26 protein-coding genes and 2 riboswitches are annotated in these 22,819 nt (G+C 32.7%); of the genes, 17 read left to right on the top strand and 9 right to left on the bottom strand.

Annotation, left to right across the window (positions count from 1 at the left end):
* Window positions 1-246 precede the first annotated feature (246 nt).
* The 6 genes from BM319_RS06010 (at window position 247) to BM319_RS05985 (ending at window position 5,023) form a co-directional block, all read left to right on the top strand.
* Entirely contained in the window at window positions 247-786 is a 540-nt protein-coding gene (locus BM319_RS06010; protein ID WP_069032268.1) for a hypothetical protein, read from the top strand.
* A 256-nt stretch (window positions 787-1,042) separates the two neighbouring features.
* Window positions 1,043-1,477, top strand: coding sequence for an HIT family protein (locus BM319_RS06005; protein WP_091021682.1), 435 nt, complete (start codon window positions 1,043-1,045; stop codon window positions 1,475-1,477).
* Between the two features lie 85 nt (window positions 1,478-1,562).
* Entirely contained in the window at window positions 1,563-2,156 is a 594-nt protein-coding gene (locus BM319_RS06000; protein WP_091021680.1) for a DUF2441 domain-containing protein, read from the top strand.
* A 90-nt stretch (window positions 2,157-2,246) separates the two neighbouring features.
* Complete coding sequence (locus BM319_RS05995; protein WP_069032271.1) at window positions 2,247-2,816, top strand: DMP19 family protein; 570 nt, start codon at window positions 2,247-2,249, stop codon at window positions 2,814-2,816.
* Between the two features lie 367 nt (window positions 2,817-3,183).
* The gene (locus BM319_RS05990) at window positions 3,184-4,452 is read left to right on the top strand and encodes an MFS transporter (RefSeq protein WP_091021678.1); all 1,269 of its coding nucleotides are present in this window, start codon (window positions 3,184-3,186) and stop codon (window positions 4,450-4,452) included.
* The gene (locus BM319_RS05985) at window positions 4,406-5,023 is read left to right on the top strand and encodes a TetR/AcrR family transcriptional regulator (protein WP_091021676.1); all 618 of its coding nucleotides are present in this window, start codon (window positions 4,406-4,408) and stop codon (window positions 5,021-5,023) included. Before BM319_RS05990 ends, BM319_RS05985 begins: the two co-directional genes overlap by 47 nt.
* Before the next feature lie 35 nt (window positions 5,024-5,058).
* Here BM319_RS05985 and BM319_RS05980 read toward each other — a convergent pair whose 3' ends face one another.
* The gene (locus tag BM319_RS05980) at window positions 5,059-5,832 is read right to left on the bottom strand and encodes a peptidoglycan recognition protein family protein (protein ID WP_286143688.1); all 774 of its coding nucleotides are present in this window, start codon (window positions 5,830-5,832) and stop codon (window positions 5,059-5,061) included.
* Window positions 5,833-6,039: 207 nt separating this feature from the next.
* Here BM319_RS05980 and BM319_RS05975 point away from each other — a divergent pair, with 207 nt between their 5' ends.
* The 3 genes from BM319_RS05975 (at window position 6,040) to BM319_RS05965 (ending at window position 7,327) form a co-directional block, all read left to right on the top strand.
* A complete protein-coding gene (locus BM319_RS05975) occupies window positions 6,040-6,435 on the top strand; it encodes a VOC family protein (protein ID WP_091021674.1) in 396 nt (131 codons plus the stop codon).
* A 39-nt stretch (window positions 6,436-6,474) separates the two neighbouring features.
* Complete coding sequence (locus BM319_RS05970; protein WP_069032275.1) at window positions 6,475-6,693, top strand: hypothetical protein; 219 nt, start codon at window positions 6,475-6,477, stop codon at window positions 6,691-6,693.
* 121 nt (window positions 6,694-6,814) lie between these two features.
* A complete protein-coding gene (locus BM319_RS05965) occupies window positions 6,815-7,327 on the top strand; it encodes a hypothetical protein (protein ID WP_091021672.1) in 513 nt (170 codons plus the stop codon).
* Window positions 7,328-7,481: 154 nt separating this feature from the next.
* Here the strand turns inward: BM319_RS05965 and BM319_RS24615 are convergent, their stop codons facing one another.
* Both BM319_RS24615 and yjeM read right to left on the bottom strand, forming a co-directional pair.
* Window positions 7,482-7,622, bottom strand: a complete 141-nt coding sequence (locus BM319_RS24615; RefSeq protein ID WP_175403438.1) for a hypothetical protein — start codon at window positions 7,620-7,622, stop codon at window positions 7,482-7,484.
* A gap of 81 nt (window positions 7,623-7,703) precedes the next feature.
* Entirely contained in the window at window positions 7,704-9,203 is a 1,500-nt protein-coding gene (gene yjeM / locus BM319_RS05960; RefSeq protein WP_084006735.1) for a glutamate/gamma-aminobutyrate family transporter YjeM, read from the bottom strand.
* Between the two features lie 201 nt (window positions 9,204-9,404).
* Here yjeM and BM319_RS05955 point away from each other — a divergent pair, with 201 nt between their 5' ends.
* Entirely contained in the window at window positions 9,405-10,103 is a 699-nt protein-coding gene (locus BM319_RS05955) for a DUF421 domain-containing protein (protein WP_069032277.1), read from the top strand.
* Window positions 10,104-10,151: 48 nt separating this feature from the next.
* Here BM319_RS05955 and mtnD read toward each other — a convergent pair whose 3' ends face one another.
* The 5 genes from mtnD to BM319_RS05930 form a co-directional block, all read right to left on the bottom strand.
* Entirely contained in the window at window positions 10,152-10,664 is a 513-nt protein-coding gene (gene mtnD / locus BM319_RS05950) for an acireductone dioxygenase (RefSeq protein ID WP_069032278.1), read from the bottom strand.
* Window positions 10,665-10,680: 16 nt separating this feature from the next.
* A complete protein-coding gene (locus tag BM319_RS05945) occupies window positions 10,681-11,307 on the bottom strand; it encodes a methylthioribulose 1-phosphate dehydratase (protein WP_069032279.1) in 627 nt (208 codons plus the stop codon).
* A complete protein-coding gene (locus BM319_RS05940; protein ID WP_091021670.1) occupies window positions 11,304-11,957 on the bottom strand; it encodes a 2-hydroxy-3-keto-5-methylthiopentenyl-1-phosphate phosphatase in 654 nt (217 codons plus the stop codon). Before BM319_RS05940 ends, BM319_RS05945 begins: the two co-directional genes overlap by 4 nt.
* A 6-nt stretch (window positions 11,958-11,963) precedes the next feature.
* The gene (locus BM319_RS05935) at window positions 11,964-13,184 is read right to left on the bottom strand and encodes a 2,3-diketo-5-methylthiopentyl-1-phosphate enolase (RefSeq protein WP_091021667.1); all 1,221 of its coding nucleotides are present in this window, start codon (window positions 13,182-13,184) and stop codon (window positions 11,964-11,966) included.
* 64 nt (window positions 13,185-13,248) lie between these two features.
* Window positions 13,249-13,352: riboswitch (SAM riboswitch) on the bottom strand.
* Window positions 13,353-13,409: 57 nt separating this feature from the next.
* Window positions 13,410-14,594: a pyridoxal phosphate-dependent aminotransferase gene (locus BM319_RS05930; RefSeq protein WP_502686133.1), complete on the bottom strand. Its 1,185-nt coding sequence runs from the start codon at window positions 14,592-14,594 to the stop codon at window positions 13,410-13,412.
* 146 nt (window positions 14,595-14,740) lie between these two features.
* On the opposite strand from BM319_RS05930, the gene BM319_RS05925 reads away from it, so the two are divergent.
* The 4 genes from BM319_RS05925 (at window position 14,741) to BM319_RS05910 (ending at window position 19,209) form a co-directional block, all read left to right on the top strand.
* Window positions 14,741-15,535, top strand: coding sequence for a carbon-nitrogen family hydrolase (locus BM319_RS05925; protein WP_139226506.1), 795 nt, complete (start codon window positions 14,741-14,743; stop codon window positions 15,533-15,535).
* A gap of 51 nt (window positions 15,536-15,586) precedes the next feature.
* Window positions 15,587-15,745: riboswitch (SAM riboswitch) on the top strand.
* A gap of 71 nt (window positions 15,746-15,816) precedes the next feature.
* Window positions 15,817-16,992 carry an S-methyl-5-thioribose kinase gene (gene mtnK / locus BM319_RS05920; protein WP_069032623.1) on the top strand — a complete coding sequence of 392 codons (1,176 nt, stop codon included), beginning with the start codon at window positions 15,817-15,819 and terminating at the stop codon, window positions 16,990-16,992.
* A gap of 6 nt (window positions 16,993-16,998) precedes the next feature.
* On the top strand, window positions 16,999-18,048 hold the full coding sequence (gene mtnA / locus BM319_RS05915; RefSeq protein ID WP_091021663.1) for an S-methyl-5-thioribose-1-phosphate isomerase: 1,050 nt from the start codon (window positions 16,999-17,001) through the stop codon (window positions 18,046-18,048).
* A 783-nt stretch (window positions 18,049-18,831) separates the two neighbouring features.
* Window positions 18,832-19,209, top strand: a complete 378-nt coding sequence (locus BM319_RS05910; protein WP_091021661.1) for a cysteine-rich CWC family protein — start codon at window positions 18,832-18,834, stop codon at window positions 19,207-19,209.
* 125 nt (window positions 19,210-19,334) lie between these two features.
* Here the strand turns inward: BM319_RS05910 and BM319_RS05905 are convergent, their stop codons facing one another.
* Window positions 19,335-19,994, bottom strand: coding sequence for a CatB-related O-acetyltransferase (locus tag BM319_RS05905; RefSeq protein ID WP_091021659.1), 660 nt, complete (start codon window positions 19,992-19,994; stop codon window positions 19,335-19,337).
* A 331-nt stretch (window positions 19,995-20,325) separates the two neighbouring features.
* Here BM319_RS05905 and BM319_RS05900 point away from each other — a divergent pair, with 331 nt between their 5' ends.
* The 3 genes from BM319_RS05900 (at window position 20,326) to BM319_RS05890 (ending at window position 22,797) form a co-directional block, all read left to right on the top strand.
* Window positions 20,326-20,754 carry a GNAT family N-acetyltransferase gene (locus BM319_RS05900; RefSeq protein WP_091021657.1) on the top strand — a complete coding sequence of 143 codons (429 nt, stop codon included), beginning with the start codon at window positions 20,326-20,328 and terminating at the stop codon, window positions 20,752-20,754.
* Between the two features lie 282 nt (window positions 20,755-21,036).
* Window positions 21,037-21,438: a MerR family transcriptional regulator gene (locus tag BM319_RS05895; protein WP_056470089.1), complete on the top strand. Its 402-nt coding sequence runs from the start codon at window positions 21,037-21,039 to the stop codon at window positions 21,436-21,438.
* 57 nt (window positions 21,439-21,495) lie between these two features.
* The gene (locus BM319_RS05890; protein ID WP_175495569.1) at window positions 21,496-22,797 is read left to right on the top strand and encodes a glutamine synthetase family protein; all 1,302 of its coding nucleotides are present in this window, start codon (window positions 21,496-21,498) and stop codon (window positions 22,795-22,797) included.
* The last annotated feature ends 22 nt before the right edge of the window (window positions 22,798-22,819 follow it).

Genomic DNA, 22,819 nt, shown 5'->3' with positions numbered 1-22,819 from the left:
CGAAGAAGTTGACTGAGATGCCACTTCGAACGGTTTACTATTTATTTTTATATTGTTTATACTGTTGGCAATGACGAGCGTATACAGTCCCTTTTGTTGATTAAATTAAAAAGTTATTCAACTAACTCATGCGATTCTTCAATAGAAGATCGCTTTTTTTATTCAACAAAATGGCAGTTTAGTTGCATTATTACTTGGAATTTTATGGTAAAATATATGCGTTAAGGGTAAATGTTAGGAGATTCTATGAAGAAAAAAATGATTTTCGTTTTTATTTTTTTAATTGCATTTGGCTTGATTGTTAATTCGTACAGATTTTTTGAAGACGGTCCATTCTATACAAAATTTGTAAAATCCACAGACCTTTCAAATGAAATCTTCGATAAAGTAGAGCTACACGATAATATTAATACTTCAGCTTACACAAAACGCTTTGGTAAACCGTTGGAAAAAGATGATAATGATGCCTACGATTACTACTTTTGGAAAAATGGATTAACAACTGCTTCCATCATCAATGGGGAAAACAAAGGAGAAATCGTCAGACTAGCCATCGGTAATATCAATGACAGTGAAAAACAGTCTGACCTTAAAACCAGTAAGGGAATCGTATTAGGCGATTCAAAAGAAAAGATCATTTCGTTATATGGACCAAATTATTTTAAATATGTCGAGCAAGGGTGCGATACCATCGGATATGTTGATAAAAAGAATAAGAAGATACTTGAATTTTGGCTGGCGGATAAAGTCGTTGAAATTCGTTTAGATGATCTGAATATGGATTAAGTTAAAAAAGCATTAAAAAGACTGTTTGGTGAATACAGTCTTTTTTAGTACGCAAAATTCAACATTTTAGTTTAACAGAGTCAACTTATTAAAAATATTCTTATGTAACTAACTAATGCAATAGTTGAACAACCTAAAAGCTACTTCGGTAGCTTTTTCTTATTAAAGTAAATAGCAGTTTAGTTGAACAAAGAGTATTAAGATAGTGGATATTTTTGGTAAAATATTTATTGAATAATTACCAAAGGAGATACTTATGATTTTAAACTCAGAATGTTTAGGTTGCAGACTATCTAACCAACTTGAATCAGTGAATATTGTATATGAAAATGAGTATGTTTGTTGCATTTTGGATATCGAACCTTTTAATGAGGGACATACTTTAATTCTTCCGAAAAAGCATTATTTAGATACCGAAGAGTTAGATGTTGAAACAGCAAATGCTATTATGATAGCATCTATGACCATTTCAAAGGCACTAAAAAAATTATTTCAACCTGATGGTATTACTATTTGCCAAAACGGTGGAAAATTCAACGACTTGACGCATTATCATATGCACGTCATACCGAGGTTTGAAGGAGAACCATTTTACTATGAGGAACAAAAGGGTAATATCAAAGAAAATGCTACTTTTATAGAAACGAAAAATAGGTTAAAAGATATGATCGAAGAGATTATCGAGAGGTAAAGTGAATTTGAGAACTTATGTAACTAACGTATGCTTAGTTCAAAAATAATGTTAAATAATGATGTATTCGAGTAGGAGACGAACCATGAAAGATAACGAAATGTATGTTTATCACATTGTTACTAGGAAAAAAATGAACCTTGGTCAGATAATTGACTTCGACAGTGATCAAAAAAACACCTTATATAGCTTCTTTTTTGAGATGGAGCAATTGAATTCTAAAGGTGAAGATTTTATTCGGATTTTTTACAAACATTATACAGAAGCAGGTTTGAAACTGGATGTAGAAAATACTGAAGTCGTTAAGAAGTATATAGGTCAAACAACCAGAGCAATTAGAGAAGTAATTTTAGAAATGGTTAGACTACAAGAATATCCAGAATATCCGTCTAGAATGTCTTGTTTATATGCTGCTAAAAGTTACGAGGATGCTTTGAAATGGAAGGAAATATTCGATTCGTTCAATAGGAATGTTTTGCAAATCGTTAAATTAAGAGTCAAGGGGAGTTCATTTGAAGGGGATGGAAATCTTTTACCAAAGGAGGATGGAGTTCCATTTGCTCGGAAAATTGAACAAGCTAGAAAGTATTGGTTAGGTAATGTTACAAATGATCTTCCTGAGCTTTTAATTAATGGGAAAATTGAAGTAGTAGAAATTATTGATGATTTCGCAGTTTAATTTCACCGTTTTTAAAATTTATTTCTTATGCAACTAACGCATGCGATAGGTCAATAGGGTCATTAGTTTATTTCAAAGGTAGGTTTTGATATGAGAGATAGGAATTATCGAGAATTTCTTAATAAGTTAGTTTCATTGAAGAAATTAAAAGATAAATCTGGCGAAGAAATTGTAGAAGAAATTGCATCAAACTTATATGAAGGCGAAAATTATTTAATATTCCAAGAGGAATATTTTTATAAAATCCCTGAACAAATTAGAGATGTTATTCTCTTAATCAATTTTGATACTGAACTTGCAATGGAAGGTATATTGGGTTTTCTTGAAAACTCAAGTGGTGTTTATCTAAACGATACAATAGAAACCTTAGAAAAGATAAAAGCAGAACAAGATCACAATATATTGAATAATATCAAGCATATATTGGATGAGAATAATATATCTACTTCTCAATTAAGAGCTAATACAAAGGATCAAGAACTTTATAGCATTCAAGGCTTTAGTGAAACACATGGCTCAGCATATGATGATATGGCAGATAGAATTTGTGAAATTGCGGAAAAACTTTATATTTCTTCAGAAGATAGAAACATATTTGATTACCTTATTTTGTATGTAGATAAAAATAAATCATTGTTGATCACGGAACTAAACAAATGAAATTTCAGATTCTCTTATTCAACTAACGAATGCTCTAATTGAATAACTGTTCCTAAAGGTTGTCTAATTTGACAATCTTTTTTTAGTTGAAAAATAAACATTTTAATTTAACTGCGCTTTCTTTTTATTTAATTTGCTCCAACTATTTAACTAGTATAATTTCTTTAATCTTCTCTTTAAATTCATTCCAATTAATTAAGTGACTGTAATCCAATCAAAAAATTTTAATACTTTTAATTCCGTTTATGAATAAAGTTAAACGAGGAATATAGCTAATATTCAGAAAAAGTAATTGAAAAACGACATTAGTGTCGTTATAATTAAATAAAAAACGACATGAGTGTCGGTTTCAAGGGGGCTAAGTTAGATGAAGGGTCTAAGGAATAATAAAGGTTTCTTAACATTAATGGTTGCTCAAGCGATTTCAAATATTGGTGATTGGTTAAGTATTGTCGCCATCATTACGCTTGTAGGGTTAAAATGGAATGCTTCACCAATTGAAGTGTCATTTATTATTTTATGTCTCGCTGTTCCGATGGCTTTATTAGGACCAGTTGCTGGTACGTTTGCAGATCGTTTTAGTAGAAAGCAATTGATGGTTTTATCGGACATTGTCCGTGCTGGTTTATTTGTTTTACTTGCATTAGCAAATACGTTGTGGATGGTCTATATTTGTTTGTTTACAATTGGATTGTTTTCTGCTGTTTTTAATCCTGCGAAAAATGGAAAGTTAAAGGAACTAGTTCCGAATGAAGAAATAAAAAGCGCGATGTCAATTACAGCAATGATTGACTCAGCTACAAAAATTTTCGGACCGATTTTGAGTGGAATTCTAGTTTCAGCAGCTGGAACAACGCCAGTATTTTATATTAATTCAGTATCATTTATTATCTCTGCGATCTTAATTTTCTTGCTTCCAAAAGTTGCCCAGCAGATTAAAGGAGAAAAAGTGAAAGATAGATCGAAATCTTCCTATAAAACTGAATTTATGGAAGGCCTATCATTTATTAAAACAAATACTCAAATTTTAGTAGGTATGTTATTTTTAGGTTTTAGTCTCTTAATCTTGCAGTTATCAGATTCGCAAATTATAGTTTTAATAAGGGAACTTAAACATGCGTCACCAGGTTTATTTGGCTATTTAGTAACTGGGTCTGGAGTAGGAATGTTTTTTTCTAGTTTAATATTAGCGAAAAAAACAAATTATCGTGCTTATAATTTAATGTTAATTGGGGTTTGTGGAATCGGATTTGGTTTTGGTATGATGGCTTTATTCACACATTTTAATCTCGATTTTTCAATTGTTTGGGCACCATTATTAGGGTTGTTTGCAGGATTTGCAGCTGGCTTAGTATTTGTTCCATTCCAAGCATCTGTTCAAGTCGATACCCCAGTTGAGTTAACCGGCAGAGTATTTGGCGTAATAGGAAGTGTTACCACAACAGCAACAATTATTGGACCTTTATTAGGAGGATGGTTATCAACGGTAATAGGTGTTATTCCAACATTTATTATCTCTGCATCACTTTTAGTATTTGTCTCACTAATAGGATTCTTAACGAAAAATAGAGTAGAGCGGGGGAAGAACTATGTCTCCGAAAGTCAGCAAGGAGCACCAACAGCAACGTCAAACTAAAATTTTAGAAGCAGCAAAACAAGTGTTTATCGAAAATGGATATGAAAGAACGACTATGAAGCATGTGATGGACGCATCAAATGTAAGTAGAGGTGGATTATATCAATATTTTGCTAATAAAGAAGAAGTGTTTGAATCACTTTTATATGAGTCGCTACTTAGAGTGTCTGAGGAAACAAGTAAATTATTGAATCAAAATGTTGATTCATATTGGGAATTACTTTTGTTAAGAATGTTCGGTGAAAGCAGAGTGCCAAATGATCGAATGGATCCTTTGGCACCAATTACTTTAGAGTTTTTCATTACTGGTAGAAATGATGAAAGAAGAAAAAAGTATGGGAAAGAACGATATTTTTATGGTATTAAAATCTTTTCTGATGTCATTAAAGAAGGTCAAAAAAACAAAGAATTTAGTAAAAAGTATGATAGTGAAATTTTAGCAAGAATGATTGTTTCATTTATTGATGGACTTGCACTAGACTATGCGATACTCTCAGCGGAAGAAATCATGATAAAAGAACAATCGATTTTGTTTGTACAATTTTTAAAATTTGCTCTCGAAGTAGAATGAGCGGGATTGTTATTAAATTAGCATCCCAAATAAAATTATTTATTTAACATATTCCAAGTCTTTTCTCCAACTATCCCGTCCGGTGTTAAACCGATCTGTTGTTGAAATAGTTTTACGGCATTTGCAGTCTGAGTACCGAAATGACCGTCTGGCGTAATGCCTAAAAGCTGTTGAATGGTAATGACATAAATATTTGAATCTCCTATTTTCATAACATGACCAGGGTATTTTAATGAGTGATTCAATAAATGCCCTACATTTATTTTGAAATGATTAAAAATATCAGTATATTTTACAAATGGGTATGGACATGGTTTTCTAGTAATATCAAAATGACGGACGATATCTTTTTGAGTTAAATTAAACATTGAACATAAATCATTCACAACCATTACTGTTCGATTGATGGTCGTATTTGAAATGCGATTATCTTTTTCAACACACATTTCAACGGCAATTGATAATAAATTGGCATTTGGCTTTAATGCTTCAACTCCACGAAATGGTACACCATTCACATAAGTATATTTTTCATTTGCATGGAATGTCACCTCGTTTAAAGGGATTATACAAATTGCCTCTTTAGGATCTACAAAAATATGTGCTGAAGCATATGAGGGTTTTCGCCCTTGACTTATTGCCTCCGCATTTTGTTGGGGTAAAACCTCACCAAAATATTTATAATGTCCGTTAGCAGTTGCACCAGGATTAGCAGTCCAATGAATAACGATTTTTTTAACTCCATTTAATTTTTGACCTGATCTTGTATATTGATTAATTGGGATGAATTTATTTTTCCAACTTGGCATGCAACAACCTCCTTATCTATATTTTTAAGAATTTTTGTAATGAATCTGTTGAATTCCAATTGTCACTAGTAATAGAATATGAACACTAAATTTTTATCATGTTGAAAATGGCCCCAATTAAAAGAAGGTATACAATTAAATTGATTGAATTCATTTAAGTGAAGCAAATCTTTACTAAAAATGGTGAATGAGTTTAGGAGGTACCAAATGAAAGAGGTAAAAAAAGCTAAAATCGAAAGTTCATTGACCGTATTATTAGTTTCTGATTTTGACAAATCGAAAAAATATTACGAAGAATGTTTAGGTTGTGAAGTTAACGAATATTGGGCAATAAGGGATGATTTTGGATTAGGATTTAAGTTAATTCAAGCGAATAATAAGGAAGATGTTAATCCTAACAAAGGAACATGGAATACGTATGCTTATGTTAATAATTTTGATGAATTAAATTTGCTATTTGATGAATTAAAAACAAATGGAGCCATAATCGTTACCGAGCCTGAATTAAGCGAATTTGAATGGGGAGTTTGGAAGGAGTTTTCGGTACGAGATTTGGACGGTTATGTAATTGGATTCGGAACAGGGTATAAAATTGAAAACTAAGAAAATGGCTATACTAATCGTGACAAAAGGAGTGATTAGATGAATTTTCGATCAAAGGAACAAATTTTAGCCGAACAACCATCAATTGAAAGAAAAATAGAATTTAGAGGTAATAAATATAAATTAGTTGATACAGTTCATGATGTTTCACACGGTGGGTTTGATGATCTTACATGCTACACTTACAGAAATGAAGCGGAAAACGCGGAAATATTGCTATATGTACAAAAAGGAAAAATCGTAATTGTTGAACCTTAAGAAAAGGTTTTAAGACTGTCTTGTATATACAGGCAGTTTTTTATTTGTCTTAGGACTAATATGATGACATTTAGAGATATTAAGTGAAACGGTAGATTTGGAAAAATAGGGGGCATGTGGATTGAAAAAAATTATTCTTTTATTCTCAATTCTTTTGTTTACTGCTTGTTCTCATGGTAATGGTGCAGTTGAATCATTAAAAAAAGAATATCCTAAAACTATAAAACAAGATGTAGATCAATTACCTAAAGATGTACAAAAAGAACTAGTTGTACCAAAAAAGATACCGTTTAGAGCAAAGGATGTCACAATGGATGTACAAAAAAATCAAAAAAATGGAGCTATTAATGCTACCTCTTTTAATTACTCAAATGAAGAAGTAGAAGTCACAATGTTTGTCATCACTTATCATAATAAAAAACCTTCATTCCCAGATGAACAACAACCATTAAAAACAACTAAATTAAAAGATGGAACAAAAGTTTTGATTGTTGCTGATGATGATAATACAAAAACAATTCGTTGGAAGAAAGACGGGCTTTATCATTCAATTTCACTTCTTTTTTCAGAAGAAACTGGTAAACAATACACGATTCGAGATTTAGTAAAAACTGCGAATTCGATGAGTAAATAATCAAAAATGACCGCCAAAATGACGGTCATTTTTTTACATATTTAGAAAGTACAAATTGGCAAACGGAGATGAAAAATCGGCGCAGATGGGTTTAAGTATCAGTGCAATTGCGCCTTTTGATTTCACCTAAGGACTCACCAATCGCGAGTTTTCTTTATGAGTTTTTAACTTCATTAAGAGCTTCAGTATTTGATTTACTTGGAGCAAAATAACCTTCTGAATTAACTGCAGCTGGTGTAGGTTGCCCTTTATTTTTGTTTTTCTTTTTTACATGTGGATTTTGATTGTGACCCATGAAATATCACCTCCAAATTTAGTATGTGCTATATTTCCAACTTACTTTCGGAATTGTTATTAACAATAAGTGGGAAGATTGCTAGGCAATTTTCTTCTCTTTTTGGGTATGTTTTCTTGAACGGTTAAGAATTAGTAAAGCTAATATTGAAAAGAAGATGGGACCTGCAATCATCCAGATTGTTGAGTTGTAATCACCCTCAATAGCCGGTTGTATGATTGTAAAAAAGTTTGCAAATCCAACTACTAATATAACGAGAATGCTTGCAAATAAAGCAGATGAATTTGATTTTAAAATTTGGAATGGTTTATCGATTTGATCATTCCTTTTAAACATTGGATACGCAATTCCTAAGAATATATAAGGTAATGTCATTGAAACATTTGTCATTAAAGTTATTTTATTAAAAAATGCAGACGCTCCTTGACCTCCAAAGGATGTTAGGACAATGATAAATGAAACTATTGCAAATTGTACCCACATTGCATTGACAGGCATACCTTTCTCATTTGTGTCTGTAAATTTTGTTGGCCATAAGTATTTTGGTGTACCCTTAATGATTGTTTTTAATGGAGCATAAATTAATGTGAAAAATGCTCCGGTATATGCAAGAAACATTGATAATCCAGTAATTCTTGCAAACCAAATGCCAATTAGATCGGCAGTATGTGTTGATAATGTAAAAGCTTTTCCAAGTTCTAATCCTAAATTGTACATTAGCACATATGTTATATTCCCTAAATTTGTAGTGCTAGCACTTAAATCATTTGACCAGTTAATAAAAATACCTACTAAAAAAATACCTAACGAATATCCTACTGAGATAATAATTGCTGAAATCGTAATGCCCTTTGGAAAATTACGTTCGGCGTTTTCTGTTTGATCAACTAATCCGCCAATTGCTTCTAAACCGCCATATGCAAAGATTGCAAATACAACAAATGATAAGATCGCAAGGGTAGATAGATAATTTGGATTAGGTGAGTGAGCAAATGCTGATGAAAAGCTTTTAATTGGTTGAGCAAATTTTCCTCCATTGAATAGAAAAATAAGGATACTTGTGATTAGCAATACTATATTTAATGAGAAAACTGTAACCCCACCAATCGTTGTAACCTTACTAATACTTTCAATCCCTTTAGAAGCAAAATATGTCACAACTAACATCCAAAGTAATGCTAATAAGCCAATTGATTGAGTAGATGAAAGTCCAAATAATGAAAGGGATTGGGTTTTATCTCTACCAAAAATAAACGTTGATAGCGGAATCCAAACCTTTGAAGAGACACTAACCATATAAATTACATAGGAAGAGAACCACATAAAAGTTCCAATAAAAGCGAATCTAGGCCCAACTGAATCAGCCATCCATGTATAAATTCCACCTTCAGAATGCTTATATGCAGCTCCGAACTCAGCCATCATAAAAGCAAATGGAATAAAAAACGTAATAGCTGAGAGTAAATACCATGGAATTGCGCTATATCCCATTAAATAAAAAGCTGTAGGTATATTTCCAAAGCCATATACAGTTGTAAATACCATTAATATTAAGCCAACAAGTGATAGTTTTTTACTCAAGATCTCACCTCAATAAATTAGTCGATTATAAATGAATAATATTATTTTCTTCAATAATCGGTAATTTATGAGGACATAACAACCGGTCAGGTTTACTAATTTTTTAGAAATAATAAAGAATAGTTTCGTTCTATTTTTCAAACGCTAAGTTGATTAATAAATACTTAAAACGGTTTTTTTGAAAGAGAAAGGATGAACTAAATGAGCTTTAATGAAGTAGTATTAAGAGTTATATGCTCATTTTTTGTTTTATTTATTTTAACGAGATTAATGGGGAAGAAGGAAATTAGTCAATTAGATGTTTTTACATTTATAACAGCCATAACAATAGGGAATATAGCAGCATCAATTACGACATCTAAAACTTTAGATATTGAGGATGGAATCATTGGATTAGTTGGCTGGGCAGTTTTGACGATCGTCATGGGGTATTTAAGTTTAAAATCTAAAACTGCACGTCGGCTGATTCTTGGTGAACCAATTATTTTAATTAGACAAGGAAAAATAATGGAAAATGCATTAAAAAAAGCCAGAATAGATACGGAGCAATTTCAAGGAATGCTTCGTAATGAGAGTATTTATTCGTTGAAAGATGTTGAGTACGCTATATTTGAAATCGATGGCAGTCTGTCCATTATGAAAACAAAAGATGTTAAAACGAAAAAAAATAAAACGTGGAAAAAAACTTTGTTATTTCCAACTTCAACAGCAGTGGTAACTGACGGGGAAGTAAATGAAGACGCATTATCAAATTTAAACTTGGATAAAAAATGGTTAATGGCTCAACTTGAGAGGGTAGGCATAAAATCAGTTTCAGATGTGTTTTTTGTTGAAGTACAAACCGACGGGTCGTTATATATCGACTACCGAGAAGATCATTTTAATGAAGAAGAAAATTAATTGACTCACATCCTAAAGTGGATATGAGTCAATTTAGTTTTTATCAAATTATTCGTAAATTGGCACCCAGCCTTCAGTAGTAACAAACAATCGAACAGCAACTACTTTACGATCCTCTGCTAATGTGAAGTAGTGGCGTACATTTGGTGGTACAGAAATTAAATCTCCAGGATTCAAATTAACATGGAAAAAGCCTTCATTTCCTTCGATAATAAACGTTCCGTGACCGCTAACAATGAAGCGAACTTCGTCATCTGTATGATGATGCTCACGGTTGAAGTTTTTAAGTAATTCATCAAGATTTGGAGTTGCTTCTGAAAGCGTAATAATATCACTTGCTAAATAGCCACGTCTTGATGAAATACTGTCGATTTCAGTTTTAAATGTTTCAAGAATCGCTGCTTTTTCATCATCTGATAGAATAAATTTTTCTTGTAACGAACTTTGTAATTGTTCGATATTCCAATTTTCATAAATAACACCTTGTTCTTCTAAATATGCTTTTACTTCAACATCACTTGTAATATGATAATCTTTTTTTTCTACCCAAATTGTTGCCATTCTTCATTCCTCCAAATTAGTTCTTTATAAATGTATTTTTTTGTATACCTTGTAATGCGTATTGAAAAAGAAACTCATAAGCTTCTAAATGTTTCTTAGCCTCAAATGCCGATTCGGCCCATACTGTTATACCATGATTATGAATTAATACAGCACCATGATCATTCTTAATATGTGGTAGAAATTCATTTGCAAGAGTAGGGATATGCGCATGATTTTTTATAATTGGAATTGTAATTTCTGCATCTTCTTCCCATAGTCCTAATGCTTTTATAATTTCGATACCAGAAAAAGATAACTCATCTTGATATGGAAAATCCTTTGTTATAAAGTTATTTGCTAAAGTGTGTACATGTAGAACGCATTTTGCATTTGTGTGTTGATAAATTAGACGATGCAAAATGGCTTCAGCTGATGGTTTTTTTGATTCATCCCAAACAGATTGGTCAAATTCATTAACGAGTAAAAAATCGTCATAAGTATGTTTTGTTTTATCTTTACCACTAGTTGTAACTAAAAAGTTCAAAGGCTCCTCATTTACTTTAATTGATAAATTTCCACTAGTTCCTAAAAACCAATCTCGATCAGCAAGTACTTTTTTTACTTCACGGATTTCATCATAATGTTTGAAAAAGTCCTTCATACTAGTACCTCCTTCTCTAATGAAGCTCGAATATCATCGAAATTTTCAAAAGGAATGAAAGGTAAAGATAATTCTACACATTTATCTTTTAAGAAATCTCGGGCAAAAATTAAATTTGCTTCTTTTGCAATTTGTAAGTCAGTAATTGAATCGCCAATGACAATGATAAAATCATTTGATTCACTAAATTTTCTTTTAACAGATGGTTTGCACATTCCACAATCATTCGTACAGTTTTCATCACAAGAGTGATCCCAATGAATTTTTACAGTTTGGCCTGTAAAGTCAGTACGATTACATAAAATTTCCGAAGTTGGAAGGTAATCCGCTAATATAGGATGAACGAAAAAATCTAGTCCGCCACTTACAACTTTCAACTCATATTGTTGAGCGCTTACAAATTGAATAAAATCGCTAAAACCATCTCGAATGACAGTACGATCAATTACAAAATCGGTCATTTCTTGTTTTTTCGTTGAAGGAATCGTAGCAAACATTTTCTCTACGCCTTCTCGAATTGATATATTGCCATTTAATACTTCACTTGTTAATTCACTTACTGAAGGTGGAGTGAATTCTTTAATTAAATTAACGATATTGTCACCCTCTGTAATTGTTCCATCAAAATCACAAAAAATCTTTATTGCCATTGTTGTTTACCCCCAAAGTTGTAATGCTTTTTGTAGTGATGTATTTGGAAGTGCGTAGTCTTTTAGCTCAACTCCAGATAATGTTGCTGAAATTGCTTCTCTAAATGCATTACCTCCACCGATTGGTCCATCCGGGTGTCCATGCACACCGCCGCCAGCGTTGATGACTTGCTCAATTCCAAAATCTTGAATTAGTTGAGGTACAAGTCCTGGGTGAATTCCAGCAGATGGTACTGGGAATGTCTCTTTTAGTCCATTTGATACTGTTAAGTTTTCAGCGATTTTTAATGCTGTCTCTTTTTGTAATGCAACTGATCCATATGGAGAAGGGAATAGACTGAAATCTGCACCAGCAATTCGTAAAAGTTTCCCTAGTAATAATCCAGCGTCAATACCATAAATTGGAGAGGAACTAAACGCACCCGATACAGCAGGATGTGCCATAATTGGAATATTAATTGATGGATCTTCTGCCAATCCTTGCAGTACATCAATTCCATACGAGAACACATTTAATAAAAATACATCAGCACCAGCTTCAACAGCCCGTAATGCTTTTTCTTTTAACTCATATGTACGGCCAGTTAAATTCACCGCGTATAAAGTTTTGTGTCCTGTTTTTTCATAAACTTGGTTCAAAATATTTTTTCCGTGTGTGACGCGATCCGTAATAGAGGTAATCGTGTCAAAAAGAATCTCGTCATCTTTAATTAAATCAACGCCACCTAAAGCTTGTTTTTTTAATTCCCCTGAAATGTATTGAATATCTCTGCCGATAATTGATTTGAAAATGCTCATTAATAAAGGACGATCATATACATCCAACTTCTCTCGAATGCCTTTAATACCAAATTTTGGACCTGGGAAAAGAGTTAAAATGTCATCTGTAAAATTTAAATCAATTAGTTTAATTTCACCATCAAGAGATAGCTTACCGAAAACAGTTGTTAAAATAGCTGGTAGATCAGCTGAAAAATTTAAGCTAGGATAATAGATTTCAATAATCCCTTTTGTCGCTTTATAGCCTAAAAAGTTAACTATATTTTCTTCGCATTCTATTTCATGAACTGAAAGTACTTTGCCTTTATGCTTTTGTAATTGAATTTGATCATTTTGAGGTAAATTCGTCCATGAACCAACCGTTAAACCTAGCGCAATTGACTCTGCCTTTTTTTCTAAATGATGATTTTTATCATAAACTTGGTAAGTTGCTATTACTCCACTCATTTCAAAACCTCCAAAAAGTTTTAATCAAACAAAAAACCTCTCCACTAAGGAGAGGTTTACCTACACCTTATCTGTCAGCAAATGCTGCGAGAATTAGCACCGTACTAGTTAACTAGCCGGTTGCCGGGTTTCGTCGGGCTCGGTCCCTCCACCTACTCTGAATAAAGTTATATTTAATTTTGAATTCTTAATCTATTCGCATTATTTCATGAACAATCACAATTGTCAAACATTAAATTTTGAAAATATTTCAATCTCTTTTAATCTAGCAACTGCTTCCTTCAAGCGATCCGTATCTGATAGTAGGCCGACTCTTACATAACCTTCACCATATTCTCCAAATCCATTTCCTGGAGCGACTGCAATATGAGCTTTTTCAAGTAAAAGATCAGCAAATTCCTGTGATGTAAAACCTGATGGAATTTTTAACCATGCAAAAAACGAACCTGCTGGTGCAGTTACTTCCCATCCAATTTCGTGACAACCGCTAATAAATACATTTCTACGCTCTTCATAAAGAGCTAATAGTTGTTTGACACTTTCTTGCGATTCAGTTAGTGCAACAGCGGCAGCTTCTTGAACAGCAGGGAAGATGCTAACGTAAAGATGATCCTGTAATAGATTAATTGCTGAAATAACTTCTTTATTTCCAACTGCAAAACCGATTCTCCAACCAGCCATATTATAAGTTTTAGAAAGGGTATAAATTTCAATCCCGCATTCCTTTGCTCCTGGAGTTTGAAGATAACTTAAAGGTTTTTTGCCGTCAAAACCAAATGCACCGTAAGCAAAATCATGACAAACGGTAATCTGATTATTTTTTGCAAGCTCAACTGTTTCTTTAAAAAATTCATCAGTAGCTATAGCTCCTGTGGGATTATTTGGATAATTGATAAATAATATTTTACTAGCATCCAAAACGTCTTGAGGAATTAACTTATAATCTGGTAAAAATTGATTTTCTTCTAGTAATGGAAGCATGTATGGAACTGTTTTTGATAGAGATATACCAGATAAATAGTCCGGATAGCCTGGGTCTGGCACTAAAATTGTATCTCCCGCATCACATAAACAAAGTGGTAGCTCTACTAATCCAGCTTTTCCACCGAATAAGATGGCTACTTCTTCCTCTGGGTCTAAATCAACATCATACTCTCGTTTATAAAATTCTACAACAGCATTTTTTAGAGAGCTCATTCCTCTAAACGGAGAATAGCGATGAGTTAATGGATTTTCAACAGATTGCTGTAATGCTTTTATAATATGATCAGGTGTTGGTTGATCTGGATTTCCTTGACCAAGATTAATGACATCATGACCATTACTGATTGACTGATTTACTTTTTGGACTAGTGAAGCAAAAAATTGTTTTGGTAAATTGTTTAATAGTTTACTATGATTCAAGTTAATCACTCCAAAAATATAATAAAATTAATTTGAATAGATCGTTTCTTAATCGAATGATTTTCATGAACGACTGTTGCAATAACTTTCACCATCATATATGCTCGATTTAAAAATGTCTATAAAATTTAGAATAGGGTGAATAAATTGTGATTAAAACTGCGTGTATTCAATCTGATGTTATATTAGGTGATTCAAAGGCTAATTTAGAGAAAATGAAAACTCAAATAAACGAAGCTGTTAAAGAAAATGTCCGTATAATCGTATTACCGGAATTATGGACAACAGGCTATTGTCTGGAAGAAATTGGCGTACACACAGATCAACAAGAAGCAGTTATTTCTGAGCTTCAGTCAATCGCAAAATCAAATAACGTAATATTGATTGCTGGTTCGTTCCCAATTGCAAGAGAAAATGGTGTAACGAATACGTTAATTGTTATAAACAATACAGGTGAAGTAGTAAAAACCTATGATAAAGTTCATTTATTCCAGTTAATGAACGAGCATCACTATCTTCAATCAGGGGAAACTGATGGTCTTTTTGAAATCGATGGATTAACGGCTGCAGGTTTTGTTTGCTATGATTTGCGTTTTCCTGAATGGATTGGAGCGCATTCTCAAAAGGGTGCAAAAGTTTTATTTTTTGTTGCTGAATGGCCAATCCAAAGAATGAATCATTGGGAAATTTTATTAAAAGCAAGAGCAATTGAAAATCAATGTTATGTTGTTGCTTGTAATCGAGTGGGAAAAGATTTAGCGAATACATTTGGTGGAGGATCAATGATCATTGACCCTTGGGGAGAAGTAGTTACCAAAGGCAGCACGAATGAAGAAATCGTTTTTGGCGAAATTGATCCGAAAAAAGTTGATGAAATACGTGGTACAATCCCAATTTTTGAAGACAGAAAAGAAGGGATTTACAAAAAGTTTCAAAAAAATAATTGACAAATTAAAAAACGATAAACTAAAATACGATTATAAAATCAAATATGCGAACTCTTATTTCGAGTAGGCGGAGGGATTTGGCCCGACGATGCCCAGCAACCGACCGTAATACCATTGTGAAATGGGGCGTATTGTATACGCCTGAGCTTAAATGCTCAGTAAGGCACGGTGCTAATTCCAACAGAAAAGAAATTTTCTGGTAGATAAGAGACGAAAGCCAATTAGTATTGCCTCTTTTCGTCTCGGAAAAGAGGCTTTTTATTTTGCAAAATTCAAGGGGGATGAATTTAGTGACTGTCATTGAACGAAAAGAATATAGACCATTAACAGAAGCAACTGCAATTACTTATTTACAAAAACTTGGCTATTTTAAAAATGAACTATGTGAATGTATAGAAATAGGGGATGGGAATTTAAATTTAGTGTTTAAAGTTAAACCAGTAGGAAGTGAGAAAGGGCTAATTATAAAACAGGCTCTGCCATACGCAAAAGTTGTTGGTGAAAGCTGGCCACTTACATTAAAGCGAGCTACGATCGAGAGTAATGCTACAAAAATATACAATGAGCTAATCCCATTGCATGCACCGAAAATTTTAGAGCATGACGAAGATCAAGCCGTAACTGTCATGGAGGATCTTTCACACTTACAAATTTTACGAAAAGGTTTCATTGAGAAAAAAAGCTATCCGTTTTTAGCCGAACATATCGGTGAATTTTTAGCAAAGTCATTATTTTTCACTTCTGACTTTGGAACTTCACCTGCTAAGAAGAAAGAGCTAGAGTATCTTTTTAATAATCCTGACTTATGTGATATAACAGAAAATCTTGTTTATACAGATCCATTTTTTAATAGTGAAACAAATAGTTTTGAAGAAGATTTAACAGATGAAATTCAAGAACTTTGGAATGATGCTGATCTTCAAATTGAAGTTGCGAAATTAAAATTAGATTTCTTATCGAAAAAAGAAGCTTTATTACATGGTGACCTACATACGGGAAGCATTTTCGTATCTGAGACTGAAACAAAAATAATTGACCCGGAATTTGCATTTGTAGGACCAATTGGATTTGATTTAGGGCAAATTCAAGCAAATTTACTTTTTCAACTTTTCAGCCGTACTGAGCTAAAAGACGAAATTATCGAACACATTTTAAACATTGAAAAAGTTTTTAATGAAACATTTATTCAACTTTGGGAAGAGCATAGTGTTAGACCATTTAATCAAAAAGCTCTAATTAACGAAAAATTAGAAGGATATTGGGTGGATGCAATTGGGGTTATTGGATGTGAATTAATCCGAAGAAGTATCGGTCTTGCTCACGTTGAAGACATTGATTCACTGGAACATAACCAAAAAATTAAAGCAAAGAAAAAAGTCTTAAAATTCGGAGTTTATTGTATAAAAAATAGATTTACTATTAGAAATATTGGAAATTTACTTAATGGATTGGAGTAATAATTGATGACTACATTACAGCAAATACCTGAATCATTACAATGGAACGGTGAAAGTTTAAAAATTTTAGACCAAACAAAATTACCAACTGAAATATATTATTTTGATGCAACGACATTATTAGATGTACGTGAAGCAATCGTAAAATTACAAGTTAGAGGCGCACCAGCGATTGGCTTAGCAGCTGCGTATGGACTTTATTTAGGTGTCCGAGAACTTGAAACTGAACAAATTGATGAATTTCATCAACAAGCAAGAGTATTAGCAAATGAACTGATTAGCGCGAGACCAACTGCAGTAAATTTAGCATGGGCTGTTGAAAGACTAATTGAATCTAGTAAAGAAGCAGTGACTGTTTCCGAAGCTAAATTAATTATCATGGAAGAAGCGATTAAATTACATCTAGCAGATGAGGCAACTTGCAAGGAAATCGGTGAAAACGCTTTAACATTATTACATGACGGCGCAGCAGTATTAACTCATTGCAACGCAGGGAGTATTGCGACAAGTCGATACGGAACAGCTTTAGCTCCACTTCACTTAGCAAAAGAAATAGGTTGGGAAATTTCAGCTTATGCAACAGAAACTAGACCAGTATTTCAAGGAGCTAGACTGACTTCTTGGGAATTGAAACAAAGTGGTATCCCAGTTACATTATTAACTGATAATATGGTCGGCTACTTATTACAAAATAAAAAAGTTGATGCAGTGATTGTTGGAGCTGATCGCATTACTGCTAATGGAGACACTGCAAATAAAATTGGAACATTACAACTAGCGATTTTAGCTAACTTTTACCAAATTCCATTTTATGTTGCTGCACCTTTATCAACAATCGATTTATCAATCGAATCAGGGAATGAAATTGTCATTGAACAACGCGATCGTACTGAAGTAACACATATCGGAAATGTTCAAATTGCCCCTGAAGGAATCGATGTACTAAACCCAGCGTTTGACGTGACGCCGAATGAATTAATAACGGCGATTATTACAGAAAAAGGAATCGTTTCTAGCGATTATAAGGAAACTTTTAAAAGTTGGGAGCAAGAGTAATTTAATTCAATGCAAAAGTCCCTCAACTTATGGTTGGGGGACTTTTGATTGATTAATAATTACATTTAAAAGAGAAGGAACTACTACTTTTTATTAGTTAAGTCTTCCCTAGGAAATACTTAAAAAGAGCGGTTTTCTCTCATTCTTGTACAATTTTAAAACTTTATTAGTTAAATATATAAAAAGACCAATTATCTAGATTTTGAGTTTCGAATAAACGTCTATGTGAATCGGAATCTTCTATATTATATAGAAAAAATAAAAATGAATGAATTGCCATGACATGAAATGGAAAATATTCTTAGAAAAATATCATTATTGTAAGATCGAAAGCAAAATGGCTTAATATTTTGAATAAAAAAGAGCACATATAAAAGCCAATTCTTAAATATAGGGATTGGCTTTTTATAGCACTGCATGCTGAAAATTTTTCTATCTTTTTAAGTGATTTCTTTTTTGAAGTCGTCTCTTTCAGTTTATTTTTAGAAGGAAATTGTAAAATTATGGTGTAAAATACATATAAACATATTCGAATTAGAGAAGAAAAATGGACATTGGGATTGAGCGGATTTATAGTAAGGCTTTTTCCGTAAAGGGAATGCGCAACGTTATTAAGTGGGAAGTACAACCAATAAAAGACCAATCCTTAATAAAGATTAAATTTATTAATAAAAGTTCGTTCCGTAGGCTAGGAATTTGAGTAAGAACTAGCCATTCGCTCGTAACAATGCCCGCTGATATTATAACGAAGATTGTTAATCAGATTATTGAGGAGGGTATTTAATGGCAATTAAGCTTAAGCTCTGTCCCATGTGTGGGAATGAAAATAAGTGCTCAAGTGGGAAGACGTGTTGGTGTAATGATGAGTATTTCCCAAGAGAGATATTTAATCAGATACCACCAGAAGAGGTGAAAAGATCTTGTATTTGTAAATCGTGTTTAGATAAGTACAAAGAAGATAACAAAATAGAAGACCTAAAACCTTCTGATATTGGACCAATAGTCTTTAGTCGGAAGAGTGGCGTTGAACAGGACGATGAAGTATGTTATTGCTATGAAAAGTTTAAAGATATTCTTAAACCAGGAACAGTTACCAAGTGTTTCAAAGAGAAATGTGCTAATTACCTAAGTTGCACAAAAGAACGTAATAAAGGAGTTTGACTAAGAAGTTGGTCAGAAAAATTGGCAGGTTTGCTATAAAGAGTAAACCTGCCAATTTTGTGTAATAAATAAAAATTGTATGCAAAAAGCTACATCCTATTTAGAATGTAGCTTGTCTAACTTAATTATCTTTCTTTTACTTCAATGTTATAAAAATCATATAACTTTTCTATGGATGAACTGGACAAAAGAGGTACCGCTCTTTTAACCAATTCTCTATCCCAATCAAACCAACGCATTTCCATTAGTTTATTAATCTCTGAATCTGTGAATCGTTTCTCTATTTCTATTGAAGGATTTCCACCAACTATTGTATATGGAGGTACGTTTTTAGATACGACAGAACCTGCTGCAACGATTGCACCTTCACCAATTGTAACACCAGGCATAATAATAGCGTTCATGCCAATCCAGGCATCACTTTTAATAACTGTATCACCTTTTGGTTCATAAGATGGTCCTATTTGTTCACCAAATGGATAAACTGTAATCCATTCTGAATGGTGGTTATGATTACCCCCCATTAAAATGACAACTCCACTTGCAATACAAACATAATTTCCAATAATGAGTTTATCTAGATGCCAACCAAACTGTTCAATTGGATTGAAGAGTTCTTGGGATTTAGCATCACCCCATAAATACCTTACACAGCCATCTTCAAAATTTTGATTACCATAATACCCTGAATAATAGGAATACTCCCCTACTTCAATGAGTGGATTTGTCACTATATCTTTTAAATACTTTGTTTCAGACCAATGATTAAATAATGGATGATTCATAATTATATTCTTCGCTTCTAAGAATTGTAGATTCTAGAATTTACTTAGAAGCCTAATACCACAGCGACATTTTTAAACTTTTTCAAACGACGAACCATTATCTTCAGCCTTTCTGTTAACGTAAAAAAAATCAAAACTTAATAAGATACTTTAGTCAAATTGTAAATTATGTCCTTAAACTAATCATGCATTAGATTAAGACTAGCTGCTAATATGAGTCTTTCTTATTAAAGTAAATGACAGGATAGTTGAACAAAAAAGCAGTAATTATGAAGAAGTAAATGGTAAAATAAGGTAAAATTGTATGAAACAGAATAGGAGAAAAGTTGAAATGGATCTAAATATAACTAAGGATTTTAATGAGAAAGATAAAAAATATATTAATAGTAGTTTGTATGAATTTAACTTAAAACATTTTTCTGAAGATTTAAGGGGCAGATATCAAGAGGTTAATTTATTTCTTAAGGATGAGAATGGTACTGTACGTGGTGGGATATTAGGTGAGATTTGCTGGAATTGGTTAGAAATTCATACTTTTATGATTGATGAAGATATTCGTAAACTTGGATATGGAGCCAAATTGTTATTTGAAGTTGAACAAATAGCGCTTGAAAAGAATTGTGATTTCATAAAGGTAGACACTTTGAGCTTCCAGGCTTTAGATTTTTATAAGAAGTTCGGCTATCAAGTTTATGGAACACTTGATAAAGTGGGAAGAGAATATGAGCATTTCTTTTTAAAAAAAGATTTATCATTTTAAGTACTTAGTGAATATCATAACAGTTAAATTTGAGGACGTTCAATTGAAACCAAGTTTAAATCCCCTCAACAAATAAACGGATTTAATCATATATGTAAAGAATACAAACCGTTATAATCTCCAAACTAATGGAGATTATTTTTTTTAATAAAATAGTAGAATTTTAACTAATATTGCATAGAATAAAAAACAAATATTTTCATGTTAGATTTTCTAACATCGTATTGACAGATTATCTAACATGAAATAAAATACTTATAGATGAACGAAAGGAGCATTGCTATGAATGATCAAGTAAGACGCTCAACGCCACTTTTCCCAATCGGAATAGTCATTTCGTTAACTGAATTATCCGCAAGACAAATTCGATATTATGAAGAGCATGATTTAATTCGTCCTGCTCGTACTGAAGGTAATCGTAGATTATTTTCTTTCAATGATGTCGATCGATTATTAGAGATAAAAACTTTTATAGAACAAGGCTTAAATTTAGCAGGAATTAAAGAAGTACTCAATTTAAAATCGTCAGAAAAATCCAAAGAAACAGTGGTTCAACAAGTCATTGTTGAAAAATCAATATCAGATGAACAGCTCCGAAAAATGCTTCGTCAAGAGTTATATCAAAATGGTAAGTTAGGTAGAACCTCTTTACGACAAGGAGATATGTCTCGATTCTTTCATTAAGTTATTGATTAAGTCTGGATTATTCTAGCTTTTATATTTATATGGGGGGAAATATAAATGAAAAAGGAAACGATTTTAAATAGTGTTGAAGAACATAGTCTTGAATTTGTACAGTTATTTTTTACAGATGTAGAAGGGGTATTCAAACATTTAGAACTACCAATCACACAAATTGAAAAAATACTTAATAACGAAACTATGTTTGATGGCTCTAGTATTAACGGATTCACAAAAATTGAAGCAAGTGATATGGTGCTTTTCCCAGATTTGAATACTTGGAAAGTCGACACTAACGAAAAGGTTGGACTCTTCATTTGTGATGTTTATTACCCGAATGGTACACCTTTTGAAGGTGATCCAAGAAATGTGCTTAAACGCGCAATTGAAAAAGCGACTGACAAGGGATTTACTTCCTTTAATGTAGGACCTGAACCTGAATTCTTCCTATTTACTAAGGAAGGAAATCAATTAGTTCCAAACGACAATGGTGGATATTTTGATGTAGCCCCCCTAGATAAAACAGTTAAAATACGACGTGAAATTACGAAAGCACTTCAGGCTTTAGGATTAGAAGTTGAGGCTTTACATCACGAAGTTGCAATCGGTCAACATGAGATCGATTGGAAATACGCACCAGGATTACAAACAGCTGATAATATTCAATTATTTAAATATACAGTTAAAACAATTGCTGAAAAAAATGGTTTAGTTGCTACATTCATGCCAAAACCAATTTTTGGAGAAAATGGCTCAGGTATGCATTGTCATATGAGTCTAGGAAATGATAATGGTAATGCCTTTTATGATCAGCATGATTCAATTGGATTATCTGAAACAGCACGACAATTTATTGCAGGTGTATTAACACATGCTCGTGCAAATGCTTCAGTTACAAATCCAACAGTTAATTCATATAAACGTTTAGTTCCAGGTTATGAAGCACCAGTTTACGTAGCTTGGTCACAAAGTAATCGTACATGTACAATTCGTATACCGGCTGCAAGAGGTGCAGGTACTAGAATCGAAGTACGAAATCCAGACCCATCTGCAAATCCTTATCTAGCTTTAGCTGTTTTATTATCTGCAGGCTTGGATGGTATTGAAAGAAAATTAACACCTCCAGTCGAACGAAGTGAAAACCTGTATTTGATGGATGACGTAACTAGAAAAGCAGAAGGCATTGAAACATTGCCTGGAAGCTTGCTTGAAGCAGTTACAGAACTTGAAAACAGTGAATTCCTGCAGCAGGTTTTAGGGAAACACGTATTTTATTCGTTCCTTCAAAACAAAAAAGAAGAATGGGATGCATATCGATTACGTGTATCAGAATGGGAAAAAGAAACATATTTAAACTGCTAATCACTAAACTTAAAATAAAAAA

The sequence above is a fragment of the Bacillus sp. UNCCL81 genome (genome assembly GCF_900112535.1).
GTDB lineage: Bacteria > Bacillota > Bacilli > Bacillales > Bacillaceae_G > Gottfriedia > Gottfriedia luciferensis_B.
This window is presented reverse-complemented; position numbering and strand designations above follow the sequence as displayed.